20 protein-coding genes are annotated in these 26,951 nt (G+C 41.6%); 11 read left to right on the top strand and 9 right to left on the bottom strand.

Annotation, left to right across the window (positions count from 1 at the left end):
• Positions 1-2: 2 nt before the first annotated feature.
• The 3 genes from R8P61_21460 to R8P61_21450 all read right to left on the bottom strand — a co-directional run bounded on the left by R8P61_21460 (position 3) and on the right by R8P61_21450 (position 4,164).
• A complete protein-coding gene (locus R8P61_21460; protein ID MDW3649652.1) occupies positions 3-1,424 on the bottom strand; it encodes an MBOAT family O-acyltransferase in 1,422 nt (473 codons plus the stop codon).
• A gap of 149 nt (positions 1,425-1,573) precedes the next feature.
• The gene (locus R8P61_21455) at positions 1,574-2,488 is read right to left on the bottom strand and encodes a glycosyltransferase family 2 protein (GenBank protein MDW3649651.1); all 915 of its coding nucleotides are present in this window, start codon (positions 2,486-2,488) and stop codon (positions 1,574-1,576) included.
• A 1,544-nt stretch (positions 2,489-4,032) separates the two neighbouring features.
• Positions 4,033-4,164: a hypothetical protein gene (locus R8P61_21450; GenBank protein MDW3649650.1), complete on the bottom strand. Its 132-nt coding sequence runs from the start codon at positions 4,162-4,164 to the stop codon at positions 4,033-4,035.
• 259 nt (positions 4,165-4,423) lie between these two features.
• On the opposite strand from R8P61_21450, the gene R8P61_21445 reads away from it, so the two are divergent.
• Positions 4,424-6,673 carry a NosD domain-containing protein gene (locus R8P61_21445; GenBank protein ID MDW3649649.1) on the top strand — a complete coding sequence of 750 codons (2,250 nt, stop codon included), beginning with the start codon at positions 4,424-4,426 and terminating at the stop codon, positions 6,671-6,673.
• 150 nt (positions 6,674-6,823) lie between these two features.
• On the opposite strand, the gene R8P61_21440 is transcribed toward R8P61_21445, so the two are convergent.
• Positions 6,824-10,069: a PQQ-dependent sugar dehydrogenase gene (locus tag R8P61_21440; GenBank protein MDW3649648.1), complete on the bottom strand. Its 3,246-nt coding sequence runs from the start codon at positions 10,067-10,069 to the stop codon at positions 6,824-6,826.
• 297 nt (positions 10,070-10,366) lie between these two features.
• Complete coding sequence (locus tag R8P61_21435; protein MDW3649647.1) at positions 10,367-11,635, bottom strand: GDSL-type esterase/lipase family protein; 1,269 nt, start codon at positions 11,633-11,635, stop codon at positions 10,367-10,369.
• Positions 11,636-11,765: 130 nt separating this feature from the next.
• On the opposite strand from R8P61_21435, the gene R8P61_21430 reads away from it, so the two are divergent.
• Complete coding sequence (locus tag R8P61_21430; GenBank protein MDW3649646.1) at positions 11,766-13,016, top strand: glycosyltransferase family 4 protein; 1,251 nt, start codon at positions 11,766-11,768, stop codon at positions 13,014-13,016.
• A 3-nt stretch (positions 13,017-13,019) separates the two neighbouring features.
• On the opposite strand, the gene R8P61_21425 is transcribed toward R8P61_21430, so the two are convergent.
• Positions 13,020-15,377, bottom strand: coding sequence for an ATP-binding protein (locus R8P61_21425; protein ID MDW3649645.1), 2,358 nt, complete (start codon positions 15,375-15,377; stop codon positions 13,020-13,022).
• A 197-nt stretch (positions 15,378-15,574) separates the two neighbouring features.
• Between R8P61_21425 and R8P61_21420 the strand changes: the two genes are divergently transcribed.
• The 8 genes from R8P61_21420 (at position 15,575) to R8P61_21385 (ending at position 23,799) form a co-directional block, all read left to right on the top strand.
• On the top strand, positions 15,575-16,618 hold the full coding sequence (locus R8P61_21420) for an SDR family oxidoreductase (protein MDW3649644.1): 1,044 nt from the start codon (positions 15,575-15,577) through the stop codon (positions 16,616-16,618).
• On the top strand, positions 16,619-17,170 hold the full coding sequence (gene rfbC, locus R8P61_21415) for a dTDP-4-dehydrorhamnose 3,5-epimerase (GenBank protein ID MDW3649643.1): 552 nt from the start codon (positions 16,619-16,621) through the stop codon (positions 17,168-17,170). It abuts the gene before it with no gap.
• A 22-nt stretch (positions 17,171-17,192) separates the two neighbouring features.
• Positions 17,193-18,482 carry a class I SAM-dependent methyltransferase gene (locus R8P61_21410; protein MDW3649642.1) on the top strand — a complete coding sequence of 430 codons (1,290 nt, stop codon included), beginning with the start codon at positions 17,193-17,195 and terminating at the stop codon, positions 18,480-18,482.
• A 27-nt stretch (positions 18,483-18,509) separates the two neighbouring features.
• Positions 18,510-19,322 (top strand): sugar phosphate nucleotidyltransferase, encoded by an 813-nt coding sequence (locus R8P61_21405; protein MDW3649641.1) that lies wholly within the window; start codon positions 18,510-18,512, stop codon positions 19,320-19,322.
• A gap of 9 nt (positions 19,323-19,331) precedes the next feature.
• Entirely contained in the window at positions 19,332-19,982 is a 651-nt protein-coding gene (locus R8P61_21400; protein ID MDW3649640.1) for a PIG-L deacetylase family protein, read from the top strand.
• 165 nt (positions 19,983-20,147) lie between these two features.
• A complete protein-coding gene (locus tag R8P61_21395) occupies positions 20,148-21,485 on the top strand; it encodes a glutamate-1-semialdehyde 2,1-aminomutase (GenBank protein MDW3649639.1) in 1,338 nt (445 codons plus the stop codon).
• 12 nt (positions 21,486-21,497) lie between these two features.
• A complete protein-coding gene (locus tag R8P61_21390) occupies positions 21,498-22,454 on the top strand; it encodes a glycosyltransferase family 2 protein (protein MDW3649638.1) in 957 nt (318 codons plus the stop codon).
• Between the two features lie 55 nt (positions 22,455-22,509).
• The gene (locus R8P61_21385; protein ID MDW3649637.1) at positions 22,510-23,799 is read left to right on the top strand and encodes a DUF4910 domain-containing protein; all 1,290 of its coding nucleotides are present in this window, start codon (positions 22,510-22,512) and stop codon (positions 23,797-23,799) included.
• A gap of 4 nt (positions 23,800-23,803) precedes the next feature.
• Here R8P61_21385 and R8P61_21380 read toward each other — a convergent pair whose 3' ends face one another.
• On the bottom strand, positions 23,804-24,169 hold the full coding sequence (locus tag R8P61_21380; protein MDW3649636.1) for a hypothetical protein: 366 nt from the start codon (positions 24,167-24,169) through the stop codon (positions 23,804-23,806).
• A 186-nt stretch (positions 24,170-24,355) separates the two neighbouring features.
• Between R8P61_21380 and R8P61_21375 the strand changes: the two genes are divergently transcribed.
• A complete protein-coding gene (locus R8P61_21375) occupies positions 24,356-24,859 on the top strand; it encodes a hypothetical protein (protein ID MDW3649635.1) in 504 nt (167 codons plus the stop codon).
• 155 nt (positions 24,860-25,014) lie between these two features.
• Here the strand turns inward: R8P61_21375 and R8P61_21370 are convergent, their stop codons facing one another.
• Both R8P61_21370 and R8P61_21365 read right to left on the bottom strand, forming a co-directional pair.
• Complete coding sequence (locus R8P61_21370) at positions 25,015-25,902, bottom strand: NlpC/P60 family protein (protein MDW3649634.1); 888 nt, start codon at positions 25,900-25,902, stop codon at positions 25,015-25,017.
• A 143-nt stretch (positions 25,903-26,045) separates the two neighbouring features.
• A complete protein-coding gene (locus R8P61_21365) occupies positions 26,046-26,852 on the bottom strand; it encodes a sterol desaturase family protein (GenBank protein MDW3649633.1) in 807 nt (268 codons plus the stop codon).
• Positions 26,853-26,951: the final 99 nt, after the last annotated feature.

The following is a 26,951-nucleotide window of genomic DNA, read 5'->3' as shown; positions in this document are numbered from 1 at the left end:
CGCTAGAATTGAAAATAAATAAATTCACTACTCTCGAAATTCCTGAAAAACAGAAGGACATAAATCAACATTGCATATGTACCCCATTTTACATAAACCGGACGAGATTTCCACTTGAGACGAAAACTTTCCATGCGAAAATTACTTTCCATGATCGTCATGAAAATGATACTTCCAACTGCAAGGATAAAGTCAAATACTGTAAGTCCCAGGCTATAACCTGAGGCGGACATTAAGTCAGAACCCAGACCAATATTATCGAGGGTTCCTGCTCCTATAAATACTCCTCCTACTGCGGAGAGTAAGTTTGTCAAGTCTGCTGTTTTTCCATCAAAAAACCCTCCGATGATGTAAATGGCATCTGTGATATGATTGGCACGGAAAAAGACCCAGCCTATCATCACCAAACCAAAAGTAATTCCTACATCCATGAATGATTTAAGCTGTGGAAACTTATCTAACCCACTGAGGCGGTTGAAGTTGTTTTTAGCCGGCATCAACAATATGGCACCGATCAGGTAGACGCCATGTAGAGCTCCCCAAATCACAAAGGTCCAATTTGCTCCATGCCACAATCCACTTACGAGGAAAGTGATAAACAAATTGTAATACCAGCGCCATTTCACCACTCGATTTCCCCCCATAGGGATGTACACATAGTCTCTGAACCAGGTTGATAAGGAGATATGCCAGCGTTTCCAGAATTCTGATATAGTTTTGGATGCATAAGGGGTATCGAAGTTCTTCATAAGGTCAAAGCCCATAATCTTTGCAGCTCCAATAGCAATATCCGAATAGCCGGAAAAGTCACAATAAATCTGGAAGGAAAAGAATACAGTTGCCAATAATAAGCTGCTACCTTCAAAGTATTCCGGCTGGTCATATACCGAGTTTACCAATACCCCCAATCGGTCTGCAATGACTACCTTCTTAAACATACCCCAAAGCATCTGTTGCAATCCCCTGGTAGCTCTCTCCGAATTAAACTTTATTTCTGTCATCCTGCCAAATTGAGGCAGGAGGTTGCTGGCTCTTTCGATCGGCCCAGCTACCAATTGCGGGAAAAAAGAGACAAAAAGGGCAAATATCCCAAAATGCTTTTCCGGTTTGAGTTTCCCATTGTAGATATCAATAGAATAACTCATGGTCTGGAAGGTATAAAAAGATATACCCATGGGAAGAATCAGATCCAGTGCAGGCGATGTGAAATCAAGCGCCATAAAGGCAAAGAAGCTGTCCACCGAATCTGCAAAGAAACCATAGTACTTAAAGAAAAATAGCAAACCTAAATTGGAAAGGAGACTGATATAAAGGAAAGGCTTTCGTTTCGCCTTTTCATCCAAACTCCCCATTTTAAGCCCACAAAAATAATCAACAAAGGTCGAGAGTATAATCAGAATTATATATGCAGGTTTCCAGGCCATGTAAAAAACATAGCTTGCTATCAGTAATAGCCACCAGCGGTTTTTGGTCTGCAATGAAAAATACAGAACAATTACAACTGGAAAGAAAACTAAAAATTCGAATGAATTAAATAACATATAATCTGGGCTCCAATCTTTGTGTTATGTCATTAACGTGTTGTTAATTTTGATATGATCAATCCTGGGACCTTCTTATAATTTTGAAGGAGTACTTTTGGATAAACATAGAGATATGCACGGGCAATTATCCAAATAGCTAATGTACTACCTGCCAGGAAACGCATCAAAAAATGGCTTTTGCGTAGGACTGGAGATTTATACAAATACTCTCTAAATACATCAAATGCAATCTTGCAATAGGGCAGGTAACCCCAAATCTTTCGTTCTCCATAGGTTCGGGCATAATTGATGAAGCTTCGCGAACCTCCTTCAAAATCCTTGTTATACCCTTCAATTTTCAATTGTTTGACCTTGCCCAAATGTGCAAGGCTGGCTACATAATGCCAATCATTGCCAATCACCGAACGAAGGGGGACCTTGGATGAAACGGATAAACGTTGCAGGCCATGAAGAAATGCTCCATGCCTGACTTTGAAATAATATAAAAATGACCGAAGCAAAGGAAGCTTTTCCTCCCTGCCCAGATCCGTTTCGACCATGACTAACTTTTCTTTTATCCAGTATTTTATTTCCCCCGAAACCAGGACGAATTCGGGATTGCTTTCCATAAACTCAAAATACTGATTTAGAAGGCCAGGGACAAGCTCATCATCATCAGAGATCCACATGAAGTATTTTCCATTGGCTTTATCTCTGGTGAAGGTGAAATTGGACCGTGGGCCCACGTTCATTGCCTGTTTGTAGTACTTGATTCTGGAGTCATCTTTGGCAAAAGCTCGTACTACCTCTTCGGTATTGTCTGGAGAGGCGTTATCAGAGATGATAAGCTCCCAGTTTTCAAAATCCTGCTTCTGAATAGAAACAATAGCATCCGAAATAGCATGGGCCCGATTATAAGTCGGTATACCAATCGAGATCAAGGGTGCTGTTGACATTGCGCTCATGAAATAACCAGCTTTGGTTGACAGAATTAGGGTGTTTCTTAGAGGGGAATAAAGGTGTGTAGATAGACTTTTTCAGAATAATGTTAAGCTTCTTACCACAAAATCTTTAGGCTCTCCCCATCATGTATTGAATCTTTGTCTCAAAATAGTATTTATAACGTTGACAAGAAGACCGCACATATATAGTATGCCTAGACCTGGATATTTTTTGTAGCCTTGGAAAAATGTATGCATAATCTTCTTCCTACCTCATTACATATTTAGTATTAATTTGCGTGAATGATACTGGAACCCAATTGGTTGGCGAAATTTTAGGTTTGGATGGTCAAAAAGAGTTTTTATCGGTGTTCTCATGCCTTTTTATTTGTCTAAACCTTAAATTATCAGACATCAAAGAAGCTGATAATAGTACCTTTTGCCTTAACATACCACGATCAGAAATACTAAGAATTTAGTAAAATTGATTCTTCTTACTCCCTGACTCCGTAGAAAAACTATTTAACTGAAATCTGACAGAAAATTTTTTTGTCCGTTGTAGGATAGGATTTTCTCTCAAATTTACCCCAAAAAGTGAATTTCACTTTTCGTAAAAACAACGCTTAAATTTACGCTTTATTCTTTAAAATTCCTGTACTATGGACTAAAAGATTTTCGCTTTTGCTCATTCTGGAGGAAGAAATTGGATTCCCATATTTTTCTGCTCTTAGGTAGCGGATTCATTGAAGGAAATAGAGCAATTCGTAGATAATATCTTCCCGGAAGACAACTGTCAAATATGAGATTAGGTGCGAATATTTCTTTTGAGCAAATGCTTTTGTGTATGAAAATGTTTCCGGAGTCAAATGATCCTGCACTTTTTGCACCTTATTGTGCTGATTAGTAAGCATTGCTGGAAGTAAGGATTTAGTCTTTTTATCGTTTTTTTACAGATTATTCTCCCTATTATCTCATTTCTTTCATAAGCCTCTATCTCCTGTTTTTAAAGAAATTGTCATTATTCCCTTAAAAAGAAGCTTTCCTGATTTACTATTCACGTAATGTTAGAATGAATTGACTTTTGGTAGCCAATTCGTACATGCTTCCTCCTATGTTTGCTCTGGGGTTATAAATCACTATTTAGTGGACAAGCGGTCCAAACCGCGCTTTTTCATTCTTGAAAAACACCAAAATAGCTATGCCGTCTTTACAATCTGTCTCCAGGTTTCCGGAGTACCGGAATTCCCTGTTTTCCTGTAGAGTTGGTTTAAACGTATCAGAAAAAGCATGCAGACCTGCTAAACTGAACGCCAAACCAAATATTACGTTCGATGATTCGAACCGAAAAAACTCTACCCTCCTTGTCTATAGGTCTGAACGGACACCTGCTGTCTCCTGCTCAAAACGGGAACAAATTTGTTTCAATCTCTTGAGGAGACCTTCAGCTGGCCAGCCAGAAAATCCGGCTTATTGCCAGCTTTCTGAACCCGTATCTACCCATCCCATAAATATTCCACGCCTTGTTGCTGAAAAGGTTTCTGTAACCTATCATTCAATTACGCCTTTTTTTACACTTCCCGAGATTCTTTCAGACCGAAGAGGCTTATACGCTTCAATTCCAACCCCTCTACCGGATCGGAAAAAGAAGGAAGGAGTGAATCGTTCTCTATCTTCTCTTTGCCCGGGGGCAAAGAGTCCATGTTCTTTCATTCATTTTTTGTGATAACAATCCGAACTATTCATTTTCGGGATTAAAGAAGAATCGTGCTTAGCACGTACCTCTAAACCAAATTTCTGTTAAGGATATGGAGCCGAACTGCTGAAGCTTTTATGCGCTTTTTCGGGGATCAAACATATGTTGACAATTTCCAGGATTATTTCGCTAGCCCGAAAAACGTCTGCTGGTTTATGCTTTCACGCTCAGGTTTAGGGTAGCTTTTTAAAAAAACGAGTAATTCTATGAATCAGAATCAATTTGTAAAAATTGTTTCCTTGCTCTTGTGGCCTTGTTTTTTCTTACTATTTAGTGGTACAAATCTATTCTCTCCCCATACATCTTTATTTGCTCAAGGGACTGTATATGTAAGTCCCAATGGAAATGACTCAAACAGTGGGAGTCAGTCCAGTCCTCTTAAAACCATTCGGAAAGCATTCGAACGTGTCCAGCAAAGTGGCACGATAGAAATCGCCGAAGGGGTATATTATGAAGGAGAATTGATCCTAAGAACCGGAGGTACATCCTCAAGACATCTGACCATCAAGGGTGCAGGCCCCACCAAATCCATTATTAAAGGTTCGAAGGTTGTCAATAACTGGACTTCAGTAGGCAATTCAATTTGGAAAATCTCCAACTGGAGTACCAATTCTCAACAGGTATTTGTAAATGGAGAGCCCTATCAGCAGATCGGTGTTCAAAATGGATGGCATACAAACGATTATGGAGGGGTCCCCCTTCTGCCACCCGTTGGATCAGGATATGGGGATTTGGTTACCAATTCCTTCTATTACAATTCTTCTTCCGATGAGATGTTTATCAAAGTACCTTCTCAGATGAATCCCAATGATCAATTGGTAGAGTTGAGTACAGAAGATTTTGTCTTTAGTGGAGAGTCTTCCTATGTGACCATTAGAGACCTGGGCTTCATGCATTGTAATGGAACCCATACAGGGGCCAGAAGTAAACTGGTCGATTTAGGGCCTCGAAATTATATCATAGAAAATTGCCGAATGACCTACGGTGATTTCGTAAATCTTAACGCTAGTGGCTTGAATCATACCATCCGCAATAATGAGATCCTCTATGCAGGTGATTTGGGAGTGGATATGAACAATGGTCCCTTTAGCGATACCCGACCCGCTCAGAATACGCTGGTCGAAAACAATAGGATCAGCTATAACAACTATCGGGGATTTTATGCGCACTGGCATACAGGAGGATTGAAGATTATTCCTGCAATCAGAAAAGTGACGATTCGTAATAACCTGGTAGAACACAATGATGGTCCGGGAATATGGTTTGATAGACCTCTGGGTGAAAATATTATTGAAGGAAATACGGTCATTGGTAACCTGAAAGGAATCTTCTATGAGATTGGCGAACCGGTTACTACTGTGCCTTATGGGGCCGTAATTTGTAACAACCTGGTAATTGGAAGTATTCAGCAAGGGATATATGTAGCAGCTTCCAGTGATGTTACAGTTCAAAATAATACGGTGGTAAATTGTTGGGCGGGTATCGTTTTACATGGAATGCCACGTTCTTTTTACAGCTTGAAGAATAATGTAGTTAAAAATAATATCATCCATGGAGGGAGCGTTGGGGATCTTATCCTTTACAAGGGTGATAGAACAGGTAATAATCAGATTGATGATAACTTTTACGTGACAGGTGTCTCTGCTGAAGGAAGTACTGCCAGATCTACTATCCGAGTAGGAGTGGTGACTGGAAATGGGTACAATATCAATTACCGGGATCTGAATTCTCTGGCTAATAATGAAGGTCTGGAGCAAAACGGACTACATGGCGACCCTATATGGGAAGGTATGCAGACCTATCAGTATTTGCTTGGGCAAGGTAGCCCTGCAGAAGGAAATGGGATCAATGAGACTCAGATGTGTGCTGAGAATGTGGTTATCGGAACTTTCCCGGTAGAGTTTCTCAGCTTCGATGCTTTACCAGATTATGCAAATAATCAGGTTGTGCTAAAATGGGAGACTGCCAGTGAAACCAACAATGATTATTTCGTTATTGAAAAATCTGTTGATGGATTGGCCTATACAGGTATTGAGGAAATAAACTCTCTGGGAGATTCGAGAAATGTGCAGCGATATTTTGCACAAGACCAAATGCCAGAACCAGGAAGAAGTTATTACCGAATCAAGCAGGTGGATATAGATGGAAGTTTTACCCATTCGAATCGGGTAGAAGTAAATTTCGATCCTGTCGCTCAATTCGATTTTTTCCCATATCCTAATCCCGTTTCAGTAGGCGAAAGTCTGAAGGTCAGAATCGTTTCGGAGATAGACCAAAGTGTAGACCTGGGTTTATACTCGATCTATGGAAACAAGATCGATGCTTTCAGCGCATCGATAACCGCTGGGACTTCTACGATCGAATTTAATACCAGCCAACTTAGCAAAGGTTTATATTACCTGCTTTCTTCTGATCAGGACTTCTCCAAACATGCCAAAATGATAGAACTCCGTTGATAAAAATATTATAAAACACCAAACATAAGCATTCAAAGTCAAATACCTTGGAGCCCAGGAACCCAAAGCCTGGGCTTCCTTTTTGCTGAAAATGAAAAAGTCCCCCAATAGATTGAGGGACTTTTTGGAAGCTGATTTTTAGATTGAATGCTAATCGAAAAGGATCTTTTTATTTACAATTCCCGCATCCAATTCTACTTGAAGAATGTACATGCCTGAATTTAGATTATACCTTCTGATTTCAAATTCAAATGCATTGATGTCCTCGTAGTTTCGAACAGTTCTTCCTGCCATATCCAGCATGCGGATTCCGCGTATGTGTTTGATTCCATCTTTATAGCTGACGCGAATTCTCGAGCTGGCAGGATTGGGATATACCTCTACAAAGTTGTCGCTGATGAAGGGAGTCCTGCTGACATTTGTTTCGGAATTCAAATTGAAATTACAGACTTTATGAGAATTGATACGAGGCCCGCTATTGGTAGCAGCAGTTAAGCCTACATAAATCAGCGGATTGCCTCCAAAAATATCATTGATCAGATCTCCGGTATAACTTCTTCTAAGAGAACCTCCAAAGTAAACGTCCAGGGTTTGAGTGGTCGAATTCCAGTCAATTTCCACACTGTAGGAATTATCATTCTCTACATTCTCACAATCTTCATCCAGGCAGGTTCTGTTAGCCAGAAAGTCTCTCCGATCTCCATTCTTCCAGATAAACATTTCATCTTCGTTTTGTCCATGTGTATCGAAAGAAATAGCTACTGAAGGTGTAATACCCGTAGCTCCATGTCCAGGACCACCCGTTCCGATGATATTTTTTCCTTGATTTTGCAGTACGAAAGCAACTCCTTCTGCTCCCTGGTCTTCATCTCCGAGATTTAATCCAAAGGTAATGTTGAAATCTTCATTCAAATCCAAAGAATCCGGATACCATACAGCTCCTATCTGATTAGCACTTTTGGGAGTGATTTCGTAGCATCCACCTGTGATTTCTGTTGCAGAACCCACACGTACTAAATCACGGGTATCAGCCGGAACGAGGCTATTGATCCAGTCTGCTACTACCTGAACTCCTGGCACATCAATTTTGCCTTTTGCGAGGGGAGGCATAGCCACTCCATCTGCGAGAGAGTTGATTCTTTGGTAGAGAATAGAATTTGGGAGGCTTTGAGGCACAATCACACGTGCATCACTATTGCCCAGGGTATTTACAACAGAACCATTAATGAGGTTTTGTTGCGTCAGAGGAGTTGACAAGCGAGCATCAAATGCTGCCCGGTTTCCTGTACCTGGTCTGTGGCAATAAGAACAGTTCAGATCCAGGTAGGATCGAGCTCTTTTCTCAAGCGAAGCTGAGCTGCTACTGGCAGAAGCAGTCAAAAGCGTGCTGAGATCCGAATCAACGATGGTTTCATCCAAAATTCCCAAATGACTCAGGGTAACTAACTGATTACCTGTATTTCCAGTTTTAGGATAAAGAATGTCTTTGTTTAGGTAGCGGGTTTTTAAGCCCAATACACTTCCTGCACTTTCCTGGTGACAATTGATACATTCACTCTGACTGGGATAATGCCAAACCTGGCTCTGCCCATTTCCAGTTACGGTTTCGTCCAGGGCTCCATTAAGTAAACTGGCATCTGTACCTTGTGCATTCCATTTATAAGTAAGGAAATAATGTATGTCATCTGTCCCCAGTACTTCAAAACGGGTCTCCAGACGCTTGCCGAATAGTTCAAAATGTTTGATCAGAACGGCTCCCTGAGGAAGTTTCCAATCGCCTTGCTCACTAAATTGGATTTGCTCTTGAGGGGTATCATGGCTACCATCATTGGGGACTGCCAGCCATCTTTGTTTGGAGGCACCATCCGACCAGAAAGATTCAATCATATCATAAGGAATCACTCCATCAGAGGGCTCAAGCGTACTGAGGTTTTTAAAAGCACCCGTCTGAGAAAGCAAAGAAGGAGCCGGTGGATTGTTTGCTGTTGTGGTCAACTTATAGAGATTAGAACTAAATCCCTGTCTCCCCATGATAAGTTCACTATTTGTGTCAAGTCCAATGCTGATCATTGATCCCGGAGTAAAACTGGTCAAAACGGTCTTTGTCCCATTTTTCTCAACAGCAAAAATTCTCTTTTGCGCATAGCCTCCGCATATATATTTCCCTTGGAGGCTGGGGAATAAAGCTCCACGATATACATGACCTCCAGTGATTGAATTCATTTCTGTTCGGAGGAAATCGGTTACAGGGGGTTCGTAGGTTCCTATTCCTAGCGTAGTACCAAAGCTACACCAATTGCTGGCAGGTCCGATATTGCCTTCGTAAACGGGCCAACCATAATTACCCCCCTTTTTCACAAGGTCTATCTCTTCTCTGCTGTCCTGTCCCACATCTCCGATCCACAATTCGCCGGTCTGTCTGTCGGCTCCAATCTTAAAGGGATTTCTCAAGCCGATTGCATAAAACTCTTCGAACTCGGTATTATTGGGACTTTGCCATGGATTATCGTTCGGAATGAAGTAGCCGACACCTGAAAATTCATCTGGATTGCCTGTCTCTACCCCCATTTTCCTGCGAGGAGCATGGCTGGTATTTCCTCCTAGCTTATTTATATCAAGGCGAACCAGGCCACCTTCGAAATTATCTACGATGTTTTGGGACCCTTCATAGCGTGCCTGGTCCCCTATGGTTACATATAGGTAATTATCATTTCCGAAAATCATTCCGCCTCCTCTATGGGTACCATTATACTGACGAATATTAAACATGATTACCTCAGAATTGGGGTCGGCAATCAGGGTGTTTTCATCAACGGAAAAACGAGAAAGTCTTAGATAGCTTCCATACCAGTTTGCATTGTCGAAACAGCTAAAACATCCAGCACCACAGGTTGTAGGTCCAAAATCTCCATTATCTCCTTTTGCTACATAGTAGACATAAAAATGCCTTCTGTTCGGATTTCCTGGCCTTCCAAAATCTGGGTGGAGCGCCATTCCCATAAAACCTCCATCAGGGACGACGCCTACTTTTTGAGTAAGATCCAGAACGGTTGTTTTGGTATTTACATTCGGATTGTCTACAAAAGATTCAATTTTACCCTGTCGCGAAGCAACAAAAATTCGATTGGTCCAGAAGGAAGGCACAATGGCCATAGGATCTCTGAAAGTCAAATTGGGATAAACAGGAGCAACCCCCCAGGAAGCTTCTCCGCCGCCGGGTGTGATATCTGGAAGGCTGCCATTGAGAAATGCGCCTATGGGTTCTGGGGTTGAAAGACCCGGAGGAGGCATAAATAAGGGAACAAAGGCCGCTCCTGAAAAGAATAATGCTATGACAAAAAGTCTAAATTTTAGTCTATTTGGTCTGTTAAATAAGGATAGTGAAATATCTCTCATGATGACATGGCTTTTGTGATAGAAGATCTGAGCACGATAAATATAATTGGACCTTTGGTAAAAAGGATCTCTCTATTAGCTTCGTTTTTGTTTAGCTTAGATAAGCCTATTTTACCAATGGGCCTTGTTTGCATTCAATTTGCTACTGCATAGAGTCCAATAGAAACTCTATGAAGCATCAGACTTCCCCTTGTACCCAGAATAGAAAAGAAGATTTTTGATAAAATCTAGCATTAAAGATAATTCGGGCCAATAATAAATCCAAAGAATGATATGGAATGCAGGCCTGCTTCTTGCTTACTCAATTCTGAGCAGAAGGCTTTCTCTTTTACCACTGCTTTTCAATTCAATATGGTAATATCCTTCAGCCAGTCCCTCTGGAAATTCAATACGCTCTCTTCCCGAAGCCTCTTCAAAATTTCTTTCCAGTACTTTACTTCCCTGTAGGTTGTAAAAATTGATTTGAAGCTGTTTTCTATAATCTTCGGGAATCTCAAGATAGATCTGTTCTTTCGCAGGATTGGGATATGCCCAGGAAGAAAGATTCAGGCTCCTGTCAACACGAACTTCAAATTGAGGGCTGTAGCTGACCTGGCCATCAAAATCTTCTTGCTGTATGCGGAATATATAATTTCCTTCTGGAAGAATTCCGCTGTGAAATTCATAGCTATTCACACTTTCTGAATCTCCATTTCCTTGAATGAATCCGAGGTCTTCAAATTCATCCAGGGTTTTGAATTGGACGGTAAAGCCTTTATTATTTCTCTCTGAAAGCGTTTCCCAATTGAGCTGTAATCTTTGTTCCTCAACTACATGATTTATATCCCCCCAGCTTACGTCAAATACAAAATTTGTCAGGGCATCGTACCATTTCTGCGCCATCTTTACCACTCCTGAATCGTCGGGATGTGTACCGTCATAATTATCAGTATTAGGATCAAAGCCGGTAAACTGATCAACAACGATTACTTCAGAATTTGCATTCGTTTTATTAGCAGCTAGCACAGGAATCTCTGCATTCAACAGCATTATGTTTGCATTTCGGCTGGCACTACTACTTGGGATAACCTGAGCGATTAGAATCGTCACATTAGGATTATCTGTACGTAACAAATCGATCAAGGTACCCAGATCAGCGATGGTGTTTGCTACCGGATCTCCATCAAAGGCATTATTGGTCCCCAGGTGCATGAGTACGATATCGAAATCATAGCCCGGTTGATTGATCCATGCGTTCATCCTGCCGTTAGCCAGGAAATAGCTGACTTTCTGGCCCCAATAAGCTTCATGGTTCCAGTCGTAATCATTATTTGTTGGGACTTTATTGTTGAATTTATTGGTTTTGTTACCAATAAAATCAAAACTGATCCCATCTGCCGTAAGCAAAAGGTCCAGATTGCGGCGCCAGGTAGGTCGCTGAGGAGTACTTTCTCCCCAGGCTTCTGTAATGGAATCTCCGATTAACAGAATTTTGGTTTGAGAATAACCACTAGTAAAAATTAGGAGGAATGAAATGACGAGAATTGAGGCAAGGACGTTCTTTGCTGAGGACGCCAAAATATTCATAGCTTAATTAACTAGGTATAAAGCAAAGATAAATAATTTTGCTTGAACATTAGCAATTTGCGAAAAATCTCTAATTCCCAATTAGTCATGATTTTGAGATTGCTGTTGTTGCGTGTAGCTTTGGGGCATTATGGCTTATAAGATTTTGGTACTGTGCAGCAAGTTTCCCTATCCTCCCAAAGATGGAGGTACAAGAGCTATGCAAGCCATGATTCAGGGTTTTCACAAGGCCGGGCATGAGGTGACGGTACTTACCATGAATACGCCCAAGCATTATGTTATTTTGAGAACCCTGCCCGAGGCGGTTAGGATGTCAGCAGAATTCTATGCGGTTGATGTAGACACTAATGTGAAGCTGACAGATATGCTGGCCAACTTCCTTTTTAGCAAGCAATCCTATCATGTACAGCGTTTCAATTCCCGACGTTTTCGGGAAGAGTTACAAAAGCTGCTTCGCTCGAATAAATATGACATCGTCCAGTTGGAGACCTTGTTTATGGCTCCTTATATCGATACGATTCGTGAGATGAATCCCAAGGCATTTGTTTCACTCAGAATCCACAATATCGAGCACATCATTTGGCAGAGAAGAGCTGAAAATGAGGACAATCCTATTAAGAAATTGTTATTCGAAGTAACCTCCAGCCGGATGAAAGCTTATGAGGAGTTGGTATATAAAAGCAATGCCTATGATGCGCTGATTCCCATTACGAATGTGGATCTGGGGAAAGCCAGAGAGTTAGGAGCCAAAGAACCCTTTATGTTTATCAATACAGGGGTAGATTTGGAGACGATCGATCGGACAGAAAAAGAGTTTGAGTTTCCTTCTATTTTCTATATTGGAGCATTGGACTGGGGCCCAAATGTTGAAGGATTAAGGTGGTTTCTGAAATATGTATGGCCCTTAATTCAGGCAAATTATCCGGAGGTTAAATTTTATATAGCCGGTCGGAGAATGGCTCCTGATTTCCTGAAGAAACCCATGGAAAATGTTGTCCTGATGGGGGAAGTAGATGAATCAGAACCCTTTATCAAGTCTCATGCAGTCATGGTGGTCCCCTTACTTTCCGGGAGTGGGTTGAGGATCAAAATAGTCGAGGCCATGGCCTATGGAAAGGCAGTTGTGGCAACCCGAATCGCTTCTGAAGGTCTGGGAGCCTTTCATGGAAATCAAATTCTGATAGCTGATGACCCACGGGACTTTGCTGATTGTGTTTCTGTATTGCTGGAGAAAAGGAGCTTCTTTGATACCATTGCCACCCATGCCAAGAAGTTTGTAGAAAGCCGTTTTGACAACAACAAACTTACCCGGCGATTACTTGATTTCTACGGAAGGGAAATAAAAAACAAGCGATCAGCAGAGGCTAATAAAAAGGAGTAACTCCTAGCTTTCCATTTCAGCTTCGACTAATTCTACCACCTTCTGTAATTCTTTACTGATCGGAGCAACTTTGTCCTTGAATTCCTTATCGGGATTTTCTTTTTTCAACTCCAACTCCAATACTTTTAACCTGCCCACCAACTCATACATACCCAGGTGTCGGCAGGGAGGAATAATTTTGTGAAATCTTTGCGAAACCTCTAACCAGTCTCCTTTGGCCTGCGCCTCCTGAACACCCTGAAGGTTTTCCCGGGTACCATTTACAAAAATTCCCAGCATATTTTGCATGAAAGCTTTGTTTTGATTTGAGAGGCGAGCGAGTTTGTCCAAATCAAAGGGTGCATCTGAAGGATTCATATCTTCTTGCTGTATATCTGTTTTTTCTTCTTTTTCTTCTGGGATATCTTCAATTTCTATTTGTAATAATTGGCACATCATGTTGAAGAGCTGGCCTTCTTCGAAAGGTTTGATGAGGTGTCCCTGCATACCGGCTTTCATCGCTCGATTGATCTCATCAGGTGTAGAAGTTGCGGTGAGGGCAATGATTGGTATGTCATTGTTCAATTTGTTTCTGATCTGATGGGTAGTAACGATTCCATCCATTTCTGGCATTTGGAGGTCCATTAGGATTAGACTATAACTATCCTTTTCCAATTCATTTAACAAATCCCGACCATTTTCACAAAGGCAAAGTTCCAGCCCCCATTTCCCCAAAATACTCTTGATAAGAAGTCGGTTGTAGGGTTCATCATCCGCAGCCAGAATTTTATGTCCTTTGAGTAAGTCTGGCTGTATGGAGGTGTACTGTTTTTCCTCAATTACATCCTCTACAGTTCCAACCTGATACCCCAAATGAAGGACTGCTCGTGTTCCCTTACCTTCTTCACTATTCAATTGGATATTACCGCCATGCATCAAGGCTAGTTTTCGCGTAATGGAAAGCCCCAATCCTGTACCTCCATAGCGTCTGCTGATGCTGGTATCTGCCTGGCTAAACTCTGAGAAAATCTCCGATAGCTTTTCCTGAGGAATTCCAATGCCGGTATCTTCTACGATAAAATCCATCCAGATTTGTCCGTTTTTTAGCTCAGCCATTTCGAGCTTGACTGAAACGGAGCCCTCCTCAGTGAACTTGAGAGAGTTGCTGACCAAATTGAATAACATTTGTTTCAATCTGATGGGATCTCCTATCAGAACTTCCGGACTGTTTTTATCTATGTTAAATTCTAATTCAATTCCCTTTTTTGCTGCCACCCGTTCAAAAGTGGTGTGAACATCATTCAATACTTTGAGTGGCTTAAAGCCAATTTTTTCCAGGCTGAATTGTTGAGATTCCAGTTTAGAATAATCCAGGACATCATTGAGCAGAGCGAGCAAATATTTAGCTGAATTTTGAATAGGTTGAAGCAGTTTAATTTGCTTCTGATTCAGCGGTGTTTCAGCCAATTGACCCGCAAAACCCATAAGCGCATTCATGGGTGTCCGTATTTCATGGCTCATATTGGCGAGGAAATCTTCTTTCACCCGTGCCAATTTTTCAGCCCTTCCTTTCTCCCTCCGCAATCGTTCCTGAAGTTCTCGATTTCGGTTGAGGTCATTGAATATAACAGAAAGTAGAATGGTAGAAATTGTCAGGACAAAAAGAGAGAATAAAGCAGTAAATCGCAGGGCTCCTGAGGTTTCTTGCTCCGCCTCCTGTATGCGTTCTTCCCTTTCTATTCGGTAGCGTTTTTCCATTCTCTCTAGCCTGCCACGCATCTTTCTCCTTATCAGCACATCATCATTTAGCAGGAAGCCGAGGGCAAAGAGAGAATCTTTTTCTTGCTCATGCACCTCAAGACCTTTAAAGCGGGTAAACTGAGAGGCTACCTTGGAAAAGTCGGCCGATAGGGTAGAATCTCCCACAATTCGGATGATACGTGTATGGTTCCAAAGCATTTGGCCGAAGTAGCCCTCTATGCGTTCCCTTCTTTCATTGTCCAGATCACTAGGAGGGGGCAAGGTATCCAATTGGACTAATGCATTTGAAATATCCCTAATATTTAGGAAATAATTATTCATGAGACGGGTACTGCTCTTTCTAATCAAAAAATTCAGTACCAGATTATCCGCTTCTTCCTGAGCACCAATCGCTATACTCAGTTGTTCTACATAGCCATAGGGCTTGGAAGCCTCTTTGAGCGAATCATTAAGTTGACTCACATTTGAATAGGCAAAGTATCCCATTATCCCCAGTGAGAGGATAACGATAGCAAAAGCTACCAGGATCAGGGTTTGTAGGGGGCGTTTTGATTTGAGCGATGGAAAAGATTGTTCCAACCAGCTCAATAGTTTCTCTATCCTAAAATTTTTCCAGTCCATTGGTAATTTCGTCAAAGGCATCTATATTTGGGAAATCTAACCCACCTCAATTTGGGGCGATCTTAACGCCATGTTGTAAAGCTATTAAGAATCTGAATGGATGTCATATTATACATGATTCCGCATTCTTAATTATTGGCACAATTATTAATTATACATTAGATATATCACCATTAATCACAAAGTAAAAACGCACAATGAAGGTACTCATTACAGGAAACCAAGGATATGTAGGACCCGGGCTCATTAAAGAATTTCGCAAGCATCATCCAGATGCGACGCTTATCGGTTTTGACTCCGGCTATTTTGCCAAACATTTGACAAGTACCAAAATTGCCCCGGAAGCATATTTGGACGTCCAGCATTATGGTGATGTACGTCGATTCCCGGAACATTTGCTCGAAGGAGTTGATACGGTCGTAAGTCTTGCTGCTATCTCCAATGACCCCATTGGTAATCGCTTTGAGAAACCCACTATGGATATAAACTACAAAGCTAATGTAGAAATTGCCAAAATGGCCAAAAGAAATGGGGTCAAAAAATTTATTTTCGCTTCTAGTTGTAGTGTATACGGTGCTGCAGAAGATGCTCCCCGAACTGAATCTTCTACCCTGAATCCACTTACGGCTTATGCAAAATCAAAGATTCAATCTGAAATAGATCTTGAGCCACTGGCAAGTGATGACTTTCAGATTACTTGTCACAGATTTGCTACTGCCTGTGGAATGAGTGAAAGAACTCGCCTGGATCTGGTAGTAAATGACTTTGTTGCTGGAGCACTGACTTCCGGTAAGATTGACATTCTCAGTGATGGTACTCCCTGGAGACCCCTGATCAATGTGTTGGATATGGCTAGAGCTATTCGCTGGTCCAATGGAAGAAGCAATGAAAATGGAGGGAATTTCCTCGTTGTTAATACCGGTAGTAATGAATGGAACTACCAGGTTAAAGAGTTGGCTTATGAAGTGCAACGTCTTTTGCCGAATATTGACGTTTCTGTTAATGAAAATGCCGAGCCCGATAAACGATCTTACCGCGTTAATTTTGATCTCTTTAAAGAGCTGGCTCCAGATCATCAACCAGAATTTACACTCAAAACTTCTATTGAAGGATTGATCGAGGGATTGAGAGGTATCGGATTTAAGGATGCAGATTTCAGAAAATCCCGTTTGATGAGATTGGTAGTGGTTAATGACTTGCTCGACAACAAAGAGATCGATGAGTCATTAAGTCTGGTGTAAATGATATTTACTGAAACGAAGCTCAAGGATGCTTATATAATCGATTTGGAAGCTTTCAAAGATGAAAGAGGCCTTTTCGCCCGCACCTATTGTAAAAATGAATTTGAAGGAATTGGACATTCGAAAGAGTTTGTCCAATTCAATCATTCTGAAACCCGAACCAAAGCCAGTATTCGGGGCGTTCACTATCAAAATCCCCCTTTTGCTGAGATCAAACTGATCCGATGCATTAAAGGTAAGGTCTTCGATGTTTTGGTAGATATAAGAAAAGATTCTCCCAGCTTCCTCCAATGGATAGGTGTAGAGCTATCTGCTGAAAATAAACGAATGATATATATACCGGAAGGTTTTGCCCATGGCTTTCAAACCCTGGAAGAGGATACACATTTGATTTATCATCATACGGCCTTTTATACTCCCGGTCATGAAGGAGGTATCAGGTTTGACGATCCTCGTATAGGTATTGAGTGGCCGCTCGAAGCAACGATTCTTTCCGAAAAAGATCAAAATTATCCATACTTAACCGATTCTTTTACTGGATTAGCCCTCTAGGCTATTCTAAAACATTTCTCTTATGGCTAATCATTCCCATAGCGCTGCAGAATCTGCCCAGGATCGCAGCTGTAGATTTTGCAACTCAACAAACTTGAGTAGCATGGTAAATCTGGGTATGTCCCCGCTCTGTGAAAGCTACATTTACCCCGAAAAGATGAACTCGATGGAACCTTTCTATCCCCTGCATACTTTTGTTTGCGGAGATTGTTGGTTGGTTCAATTAGATGAGTATGTGAGTGGCGAAGAAATCTTTGGAGGGGAATATGCCTACTTCTCTTCTTATTCTACCAGTTGGGTCCAGCATGCAAAAGACTATACAGATTTGATGGTCGAGCGATTTGGATTTAAACAGGATAATCTGATGGTAGAAATTGCCAGTAATGATGGATATCTGCTACAATGGTTTGTCGAAAAAGGAATACCCGTATTGGGGGTAGAACCTTCTGAAAACTGCTCGGCTGTCGCTATAGAAAAAGGAGTGCGGACAGAGGTTGTGTATTTTGGGGTAGAATCAGCCAAAAAACTCAAAGATCAATACGGTTCTGCGGACCTTCTATTGGGAAATAATGTGCTGGCTCACGTTCCGGATATCAATGACTTTGTAGAGGGAATGAAGGTAATGCTGGGAGAAAAAGGCGTGATAACGATGGAATTTCCTCATTTGCAACGCCTGGTAGAAGAAAATCAGTTTGATACGATATATCATGAGCATTTCTGTTACCTTTCTTTTCTGTCGGTAACCCAAATATTTGCCAAGGCAGGTCTGACCTTATTTGATGTAGAAGAAATTCCTACTCATGGAGGCTCCTTAAGAATTTATGGGAGACATACAGAGAACACAGACCTTCCTGTCACAGAGCGAGCACAAGCTCTGCTACAAAGGGAAAAAGATTTGGGGATGGACAGCTTTGAGTTCTATGCAGACTTCGAAGAAAAAGTAAAAGAGACCAAGCGGAAATTGCTGAGTTTTTTGATAGATGCTAAAAGATCTGGAAAAACAGTAGTTGGATACGGAGCGCCTGGTAAAGGAAATACCTTGCTCAACTATTGTGGAATCAGGGAAGATTTTCTGGATTATGTGGTTGACAGGAGTGACTATAAACAAGGCAAATTTCTGCCAGGGACCCATATCCCTATCCACCATCCGGATAAAATCGCAGAAACAAAACCTGATTATGTATTGATTCTCCCCTGGAACATCAAAGATGAAATCATCAGGCAGATGGCCTTTATTGGAGAGTGGGGAGCTAAATTTGTTGTTCCGATTCCGGAGACCATTGTTTTTGATCCACCCGTGCTAACACCTTAATAAACTTAACCTTTAATTACCCATTTAATGAAAGTTGTACTTTTCTGCGGTGGCCTTGGAACTCGCTTGCGAGACTACTCTGAAACCATTCCGAAACCTATGGTACGGGTTGGATACAGACCCATCCTCTGGAATGTGATGAAATATTATGCACATTTCGGTCATAAAGATTTTATTCTGGCCCTGGGATATAGAGGGGATTATATCAAAGATTATTTTGTCAACTACGATGAGACCATTTCCAATGACTTTGTCTATTCGAAAGGGGGCAAGAACATAGAACTGATCAATTCTGACATAGAAGACTGGAATATCACCTTTGTTGATACCGGTATCAATTCTAATATTGGAATGCGTCTGATGAAAGTCAGACAATACCTCGAAGGAGAGGAAATGTTTCTGGCGAATTATTCAGATGGTTTATCTGATATTCACCTCCCTTCTTTGATCGACCATTTCAAAGAGCAACCGGATAAGGTAGCCAGCTTTGCCAGCTACAAACCGACGGCCAGTTTTCATGTCATCAAGTCAGAGGAAGATGGTCTGGTTACTTCAATTTCTCCTATTTCTAATGCAAAATTGTGGTTAAATGTGGGCTACTTTGCCTTCAGACCTCAGATTTTCGATTATATGGAGTATGGAGACGAATTGGTAGCAGAACCTTTCCAAAGGCTGATCGAAAATAAAAAACTGACCACCTATCACCATAATGGATTCTGGGAAGCGATGGATACCTTCAAGGATAAAATGAAGTTGGATGAAATGGAGGCGAAAGGAAATACTCCCTGGACTGTCTGGCAGGAAAAAGATGTCAATCCAAAAGAGTTGATACAGTTGTAATAAAGAAATATGCAGTTTTTGACCTTTGATAAATCCGAAGGCCTCAATGTCTTGTGCCTGGGAGCTCATAGCGATGATATTGAGATTGGAGCCGGAGGAACCTTGCTTCATTTATTTAGAAACTATAAAATCGCCAAAGTTCGTTGGGTCGTTTTCGCCTCCAATGAAACGCGAAAAAATGAGGCGGAGGCAAGCGCTGCCAAATTTCTGGAAGGCGTCCCTGCTGAAGTTAGCGTATTTAGCTTCAGGGATGCCTTCCTCCAGTTTTCAGCCCTGGAGATCAAGGAAAAATTTGAGGAAATCAAAAAAGGATTTGAGCCGGATGTGGTATTTACCCATTATCGTTCAGATAGACATCAGGATCATAGACTCCTATCAGATCTGGCCTGGAACACTTTCCGGAACCATATGATCCTTGAGTATGAAATCCCCAAATATGACGGAGATCTGGGAATTCCGAATTGTTTCTTCCATATAGATGAGGAAGATGCCGAACGGAAGATTGAAATCCTGCTTGAGGCATTTCCTACCCAGGCAGGTAAACACTGGTTTGACAGAGAAACCTTCATTTCTCTGATGCGGGTACGAGGTCTTGAATCCGCCAGCCCCAGCCGATATGCTGAAGCTTTCCATGCAAGAAAAATGGTCTTCTCACGTTAGGTGAGAAGACTCATATCTTTAAATGGATATATTTTTGCCATTCAATAGACAAATGTATCCATTCAGTAGCTTTTCCTTTAGATACTGCTTCCTTTTCTTTTTTTTGAATAGTAGAAGCTAAACTACAGGCAGGCACACATGATATGATACTTTTTTCGATTTTTCATGGATAAGATTACAGACTTTAGCAACTCCTTAGCACTTCAACCCAAATTTCATGAACTAATTCCTGGCGGCGCGCATACTTACGCCAAGGGGGATGACCAGTATCCGGAATTTATGCCTCCCATTATTGAGCGAGGTAAAGGATGCCATGTATGGGATGTGGATGGTAATGAGTTTATTGAGTATGGAATGGGCCTGCGGGCAATTAGTCTTGGACATGGATACGAAGCACCCATAGAAGCTGCTTACAAGCAGATGCAATTGGGAAATAATTATGCAAGACCTGCTCACATAGAGCTGAAAGCCGCCGAGAAATTCCTGGAAGTTACTCCTGGAATGGAAATGGTGAAGTTTTGCAAAAATGGCTCAGACGCCACTACAGCGGCGATTAAACTATCCAGAGCCTATACCGGAAGGGACCTAATTGCCATTTGTGGTGATCATCCTTTCTTTTCCATTGATGATTGGTTTATTGGGGCGACTGCTATCAATGCAGGCATTCCTCAAAACGTGATCAACCAAACCCTCAAATTCAAGTTCAATGACCTTGAATCTGTAAAGGCGATGTTTGAGGCATATCCGGATGATATTGCCTGTGTTATCATGGAAACAGAGAAATACACGCCGGTAGATCAGGATTTCCTGTGCGAATTTATGTCACTTTGTAAAGCACATGGAACCGTATTTATTCTGGATGAAATGATCACCGGATATCGTTGGCACTTAGGGGGAGCTCAAACCAAATATGGAGTTGTACCTGATTTGACAACTTTCGGAAAAGCGATGGGAAATGGTTTTGCTGTTTCCGCTTTGGCAGGGAAAAGAGAATTGATGGAACTGGGGGGATTGCATCACGATAAAGAGAGAGTATTCCTCTTATCGACTACACATGGTGCAGAAAATCATGCCCTGGCCGCGTATATGTCCATTGTTGACGAATATAAAAAGCATAATGTGATTGAATATCTGGATTACCAGGGAGAAAGACTCCGCGCAGGTATCCAGAAATCTATTGATGAATATGGGATTGGAGAGTATTTCTCTATTATTGGGCATCCAGCATGTCTGGTATTTGGTACGAAAGGGCAGGACAAACTACCCTCGCAACCGTATCGAACTCTCTTTCTGCAGGAAATCATGAAAAGAGGGATCATTGCCCCCAATCTTGTCAATAGTTTCTCTCATACAGATAAAGATACTGACCGTACCGTAGAGGTCTTCCACGAAGCCCTCAATGTTTATAAAAAAGCCATTGAGGAAGGGGTGAATAAATACCTTATAGGACGATCTGTACAACCAGTTTACCGGAAGCAAAACCGGATGTTGAAAACCATTTAAAAAGCCGATGCCATGTCGGAAAACCCTAGACCGCTAGTAAGTGTTGGAATTCCTACTTTTAATGGAGCCAACCGTGTAGAAAAAGCCTTGTCCTCTTTACTTGCTCAGGATTATCCCAATCTGGAGATTATCATATCTGATAATGCCTCGATTGATGGGACTCGAGAATTGTGTGAAAAATATGCACGCATGGATCATCGCATCAATTATCACAGGCAGTCGAGAAATTTGGGTTTGATGCCCAATTTCGAATACCTCCTCCATGTTGCGAATGGAAAATATTTTATCTACCTATCTGATGATGATTATTTTCCTCCTGGTATCCTCAGTACATATGTAGACTATCTGGAAAATAACAGAGAATATGCGCTGGTATGTGGAAAGGTAAACTACATGGTTGATGGACGCGTGGAAGATTGTGAAGAAGGACAAACCATTGATGGTAATGTTCCCTTACTACGTTCCCTGAAACTTTATCAGACTTCCAAGATGGCGGGACTGATTCATGGTATGTTCAGATTGGATTGGGGTAAGAAACTCAGATTGAGGTCTGTTTTGGGCAATGACTGGCATTTTTTGGCTGGACTCGCATTTAAAGGAAAATTGCGGCAGTTAGAATTGGATGGTTACTATAAGTCTATGGATGGAACCTCCAGTGATTTCCACAAATATGTGAGAACCATGGGAGAGAATTTTATCTGGGGATTTATGCCTTTCTTTAAAATTAGCATAGATGCTTTCAAGGAGATTAGCTTTAGAGAAAAAGCTTTTCGTGAGGTTTTCTTTCCCATTAGGATTTTATCGGCACTATATGCTGCAATTTCCATCATGGTACATTATTACCTGATCATCAAACCTCGGGTTTGGGCGGGTAAACTTATGCGGAAATTTAATATCCGTACACCACGTGAAAAAAGAATGGCAGCGAGGAATCGGGAAGTCCTTCAGTTTGAAAAGGAAGCAGCCTAATATCTTCCCGTAATTTTCGTCTGATTTTTGGGCTTAATCGCCTACCTTTATTGACATGATTACAGAATCCCGTATTGGCGAAAGCATGCATCAGCTTGCTCAGCGCCTCTATCCAATTTGCCGTAGCATCACTGGAAATGGAGTAAGAGAAAGCCTCCGCATGCTCCAGGAAGAAATCCCCCTGGATATTTTTGAGGTTCCGAGTGGAAAGCAGGTCTTTGACTGGACTGTACCCAAGGAATGGAATATCCGTGAAGCCTGGGTGAAGGACGCAGCGGGAAATAAGGTGATTGATTTTGCCGAGCATAATCTCCATATCCTCAATTATAGTACGCCTGTCCATCAAAAAATGGATCTTGAGGCACTGAAAAAGCATGTGTATAGCCTTCCGGATCAGCCGGATCTTATTCCCTATAGAACCAGTTACTATCGGGAACAATGGGGCTTTTGTATGCGGCATGAGGATTTACAGAAATTGGAGAATGGAGAATACGAGGTATTTATTGATTCAAGTCTTGAAGCAGGATCTCTGACTTATGGAGAATTGTATATTCCAGGGGAAAGTTCCGATGAAGTGATTTTTTCGGCGCATATCTGCCATCCCTCTTTGGCTAATGATAATCTGACTGGTATAGCTGTGGTGACGGAATTGGCGAAAGGACTATTGACTTCCAGCAATCGGTATTCGTATCGCTTTTTGTTCATTCCGGGTACTATTGGATCGATTACCTGGTTAGCTGAAAATGAGGAGAGAATCCCCTACATCAAACACGGCCTGGTAGCTTCTTTATTGGGAGACCCCGGCAATTTTACCTATAAACGAAGTCGAAGAGGAGATGCTGAAATTGACCAAATTGCTGAGTATGTACTGGAGCAATCGGGCAAAGCTCATAAAGTGATAGACTTCTTTCCCTATGGATATGATGAACGCCAATTCTGTTCTCCTGCTTTCAATCTGGCAGTAGGCAATTTTACCCGTACCCAATTTGGACAATATCCGGAGTATCATACTTCCGGAGATAATCTTGAACTGGTTCGGCCCGAATATATCGAGGAATCTCTGGAGATGTACCGAAAAGTAGTTGAGCTTCTGGAAGCCAATAAGACCTATGTTAACCTTTCCCCCAAATGCGAACCTCAATTAGGAAAGAGAGGCTTGTACGATGCTATTGGAGGAAATAGTGATAGCAAGGCCTTGCAGATGGCTATGCTTTGGGTATTGAATCTTGCTGATGGAGAATATTCTTTGCTGGATATGGCTAAAAGATCCGGAATTCCTTTTGAGCTGATAGCCAAAATTGCCGCAACCCTAATCGAGAAAGACTTATTGGCAGAGAAAAAATAGGCCTTTATTCCTGAGGGGTTTCGTCATAGAGTTTTTTTCCTTCAAATTCGAGTATGGAAACATGAATACTTTCATTAAAGGGATCCAGAGGCGTCCAGTGTTCGGGATATTTTAGGCTTATCTCTTTTCCGATAAGTTGGGCTTTCAATTCCGCGAGATTCAATCCCTGTTCCAGGGCTCTATTGATATAGAAGTGCCTGGAATCCTCAGCCAATTTGAATACCAGGTCATATCCCGGCCCTTCTTGCAGTCGCTCCAACGTTCCGATTACCTCTTTACATTCATTTTCCTTAAGCATAGGTACAGGCCGGAGGGCAAGTATAAAGAGAATGCTCAATAGGAGGCTTATGGCTATGAATATCTTTCGCATGTCCTAAGCTAGTATCTTTATTTTTAAGCTCTTTTTTCGGAGGAAAAGCTGATCTTGCAGCAGAAATGAGTAATTGACCGTTATTAATAAAAGATCTATCTGATATTCTTGCCCAAATAAGCGCAAAATGTCTGATAATGGATTGATTTTTTATTCGTTATTCTAGAAAATTGCAGAAAATAGGTAATGATGATTCAGAACAAATATAGTTGGGTTTGGAAAATTACGTTGGGTGTATTCCTGATTTTGGGACTAGCATCCTGTGCAGAAGAAATTGAACCCAATATTACTCCCATGGCGGAGCTTATCTTTTTTGTAGAAGATGAAGCTGGAAACCCCATCGCTGATGCTACGGTGATCCTGTTTCCTTTCCAATCTTCCTACAATGAGCACAAAGACAACAATCGTGATGGCTTGTATACAGGATCTCCCAATGTAGCGAACAATAATATCGGGACAACCGATGCCAATGGAAGATTGTCTTTCCCTGCTATGGATTTGCAAGGCAATGGATTTGCCAGTGGAACCCAATGGGTTTATCGTCCCAACCCTATCTACGTCAGAGTAGAAGCTTTTAATCAAAACAACTTCCTGACCAATGATGATCATACCGAATCCACGCGTATCGCTTTTGGAGAACTGGGATCGGGAGATTTTGTGACGATTACTACAGATGTGATCGTTAAGTAAAGCTATCTGTAAGCCCTCCGCCTAAATCAAAGCTCCCCTTTCTTTTGTAAGAAAAGGGAGCTTTGCAATCTTTACATATTTTTGGCTTTGTATGCACGCTATTATTCTGCACGAATCAGGGAGTGCGGCTATGAGGCAATAGGCTCTCAGCGGTTTCAGCTCCCGATCCTTTTGGACAATTCTTTCCGGATTCGTTTCAGATTGGATTTCTCAAGTAGACTCAGACGTCTATTGAGCTTACGTCTGTTGGAAGTCTTATTGGGAATGGCCTGGTACCAATCCAGGTCTTCAAACATCTTGCGTGCTTTTGGTGTGGGGAAAATATAGCCGTTTCGGGCATATATTTCCATACTTACGAGTGTAAGCTCACTATCACTCATACGCTTGAGGGTTTTTCTTTTCAACTCGTGACTGGATCCCTGAGGGAATTGACCGGCACCAATCGCGCTTGGAGGTCTTTCTTCTCTGGGTTCTTCGACTATCACAGGATCAGTCTGTGGAGCAGCTTTGTCTGCTTTTCTGGGTGGCGGCGTGGATGCGATAGGCGGACGTTGCTGCCTTCTCTCTCTACCTTTCCATACCCTGCGTCCATTTGAGTAGCGTCGGGTCCAGTATTTTTCATTGAGCCGGGATTTCATTACACCCCTCGAAGAGGAGGTATGAATAAACTCTACATCATTGCCTATACGTTTGGTTACAAGACCTGTATGACTGATTTTAGCTCCATTGATCTTGAAGAAGATTAAATCCCCTCTACGGAGGTCTCTACGCCTTACAGCTTTACCAACGGTGGCTTGTTGACGCGAATTTCGAGGAAGTTCAATTCCTCCAGCAGCAAAACTCACTTTCATCAATGCAGAACAGTCTATGCCTTTTTTACTCATCCCTCCCCAGACATGAGGAGTACCTATATATGACTCAGCGGTGCGGACCACTTTATTGATCTTTGCCTGAATGGATTTTTCTCCATCAGCAAATGCATTACTGAATATCATAAATAGACCAAGGAGCAGCCAAAACTGGATGTGTCTGTAAGTACTCATGTCCGCGAGATTATAGGTTCATTATTAATAACAATAAAATGCATGCTATGGATGCATCTTATAGACAATAAAAACACTAAAGTGCATGTTGTTTTATCAATCGTGCTTTCGCACCCCTTTTTACAACAAAGTTTTAGGATTCCCTATACTTTTGCAAGCTTTTCCTTACTGCCTTCCTCGGTTTTCTCCTTAAACCTTTTATGATAATGCGGACTTTCTGTGTCCATCCATTTGTCCCAAAAGGTGAAATAGAGGCCATAATTAAAGCGAAACTGGGAGTGATGCAAGCTGTGATGGGTAGCCCCTATAAGCCATTTTCCTAACCAATGCTTGTCAAAGCCTTTGGGATAAATTTCTATGTCGAGGTGATTAATACAGGAGGTAAGCGTCATGGTTGTCAGGAGTAGCAGCACTACGGACACATGCATGGGATAGATAAATACAAGTGAAGGCACTACGATGGATTGTAGGACAGATTCCCAGGGGTGAAAAGAAAAGGAGGTCCAGGGAGAGGTAACGATGCTATCATGATGAACACGATGAATCAGTTTATAGACGCTAGGTTTATGCATCCACCTGTGCAACCAGTAGTAATAGGTTTCATGGATAAGCATGGTTCCAAAAAAGCTCAGGGGTAGCAGGTAGAGAGGATGCTCGGAAATGTCAAAATATATTTGCGTATAGCCTTTTTGCCAGGCCCAGAGCATAAATGCCCCGCTAACTCCAAATACCAGAGAAGTCCAGAAGGACCAAAGGATTTCCTTGCGGGATTGATTTTTCTCCCGAAGTCTTTTGCTCAGTTTACGCTGTTCGTATTGTTTGATTCTGAAAACATAAAAGAAAAGATAGAATCCACCGGCAATGAGAACATAGCGGAAAAATACAACCAGCGAAACCATGATCGAAGCTCCCAGAAAAATGATTGGATCGGATAGGTCGGGGTAATTCATAGATAAGGCCTGTTTGCTTACTGCTTTTAGGCTAATGGGCTAAAAAATATGCCATCCCTAATATAAATCAGGAATGGCAATTTTGTTCTAAAAATATTG

The sequence above is a fragment of the Bacteroidia bacterium genome, assembly GCA_033391075.1.
Classification (GTDB): domain Bacteria; phylum Bacteroidota; class Bacteroidia; order J057; family J057; genus JAWPMV01.
Note: the sequence above shows the minus strand (reverse complement) of the source record. Positions and strands in the feature narration are given on the sequence as shown.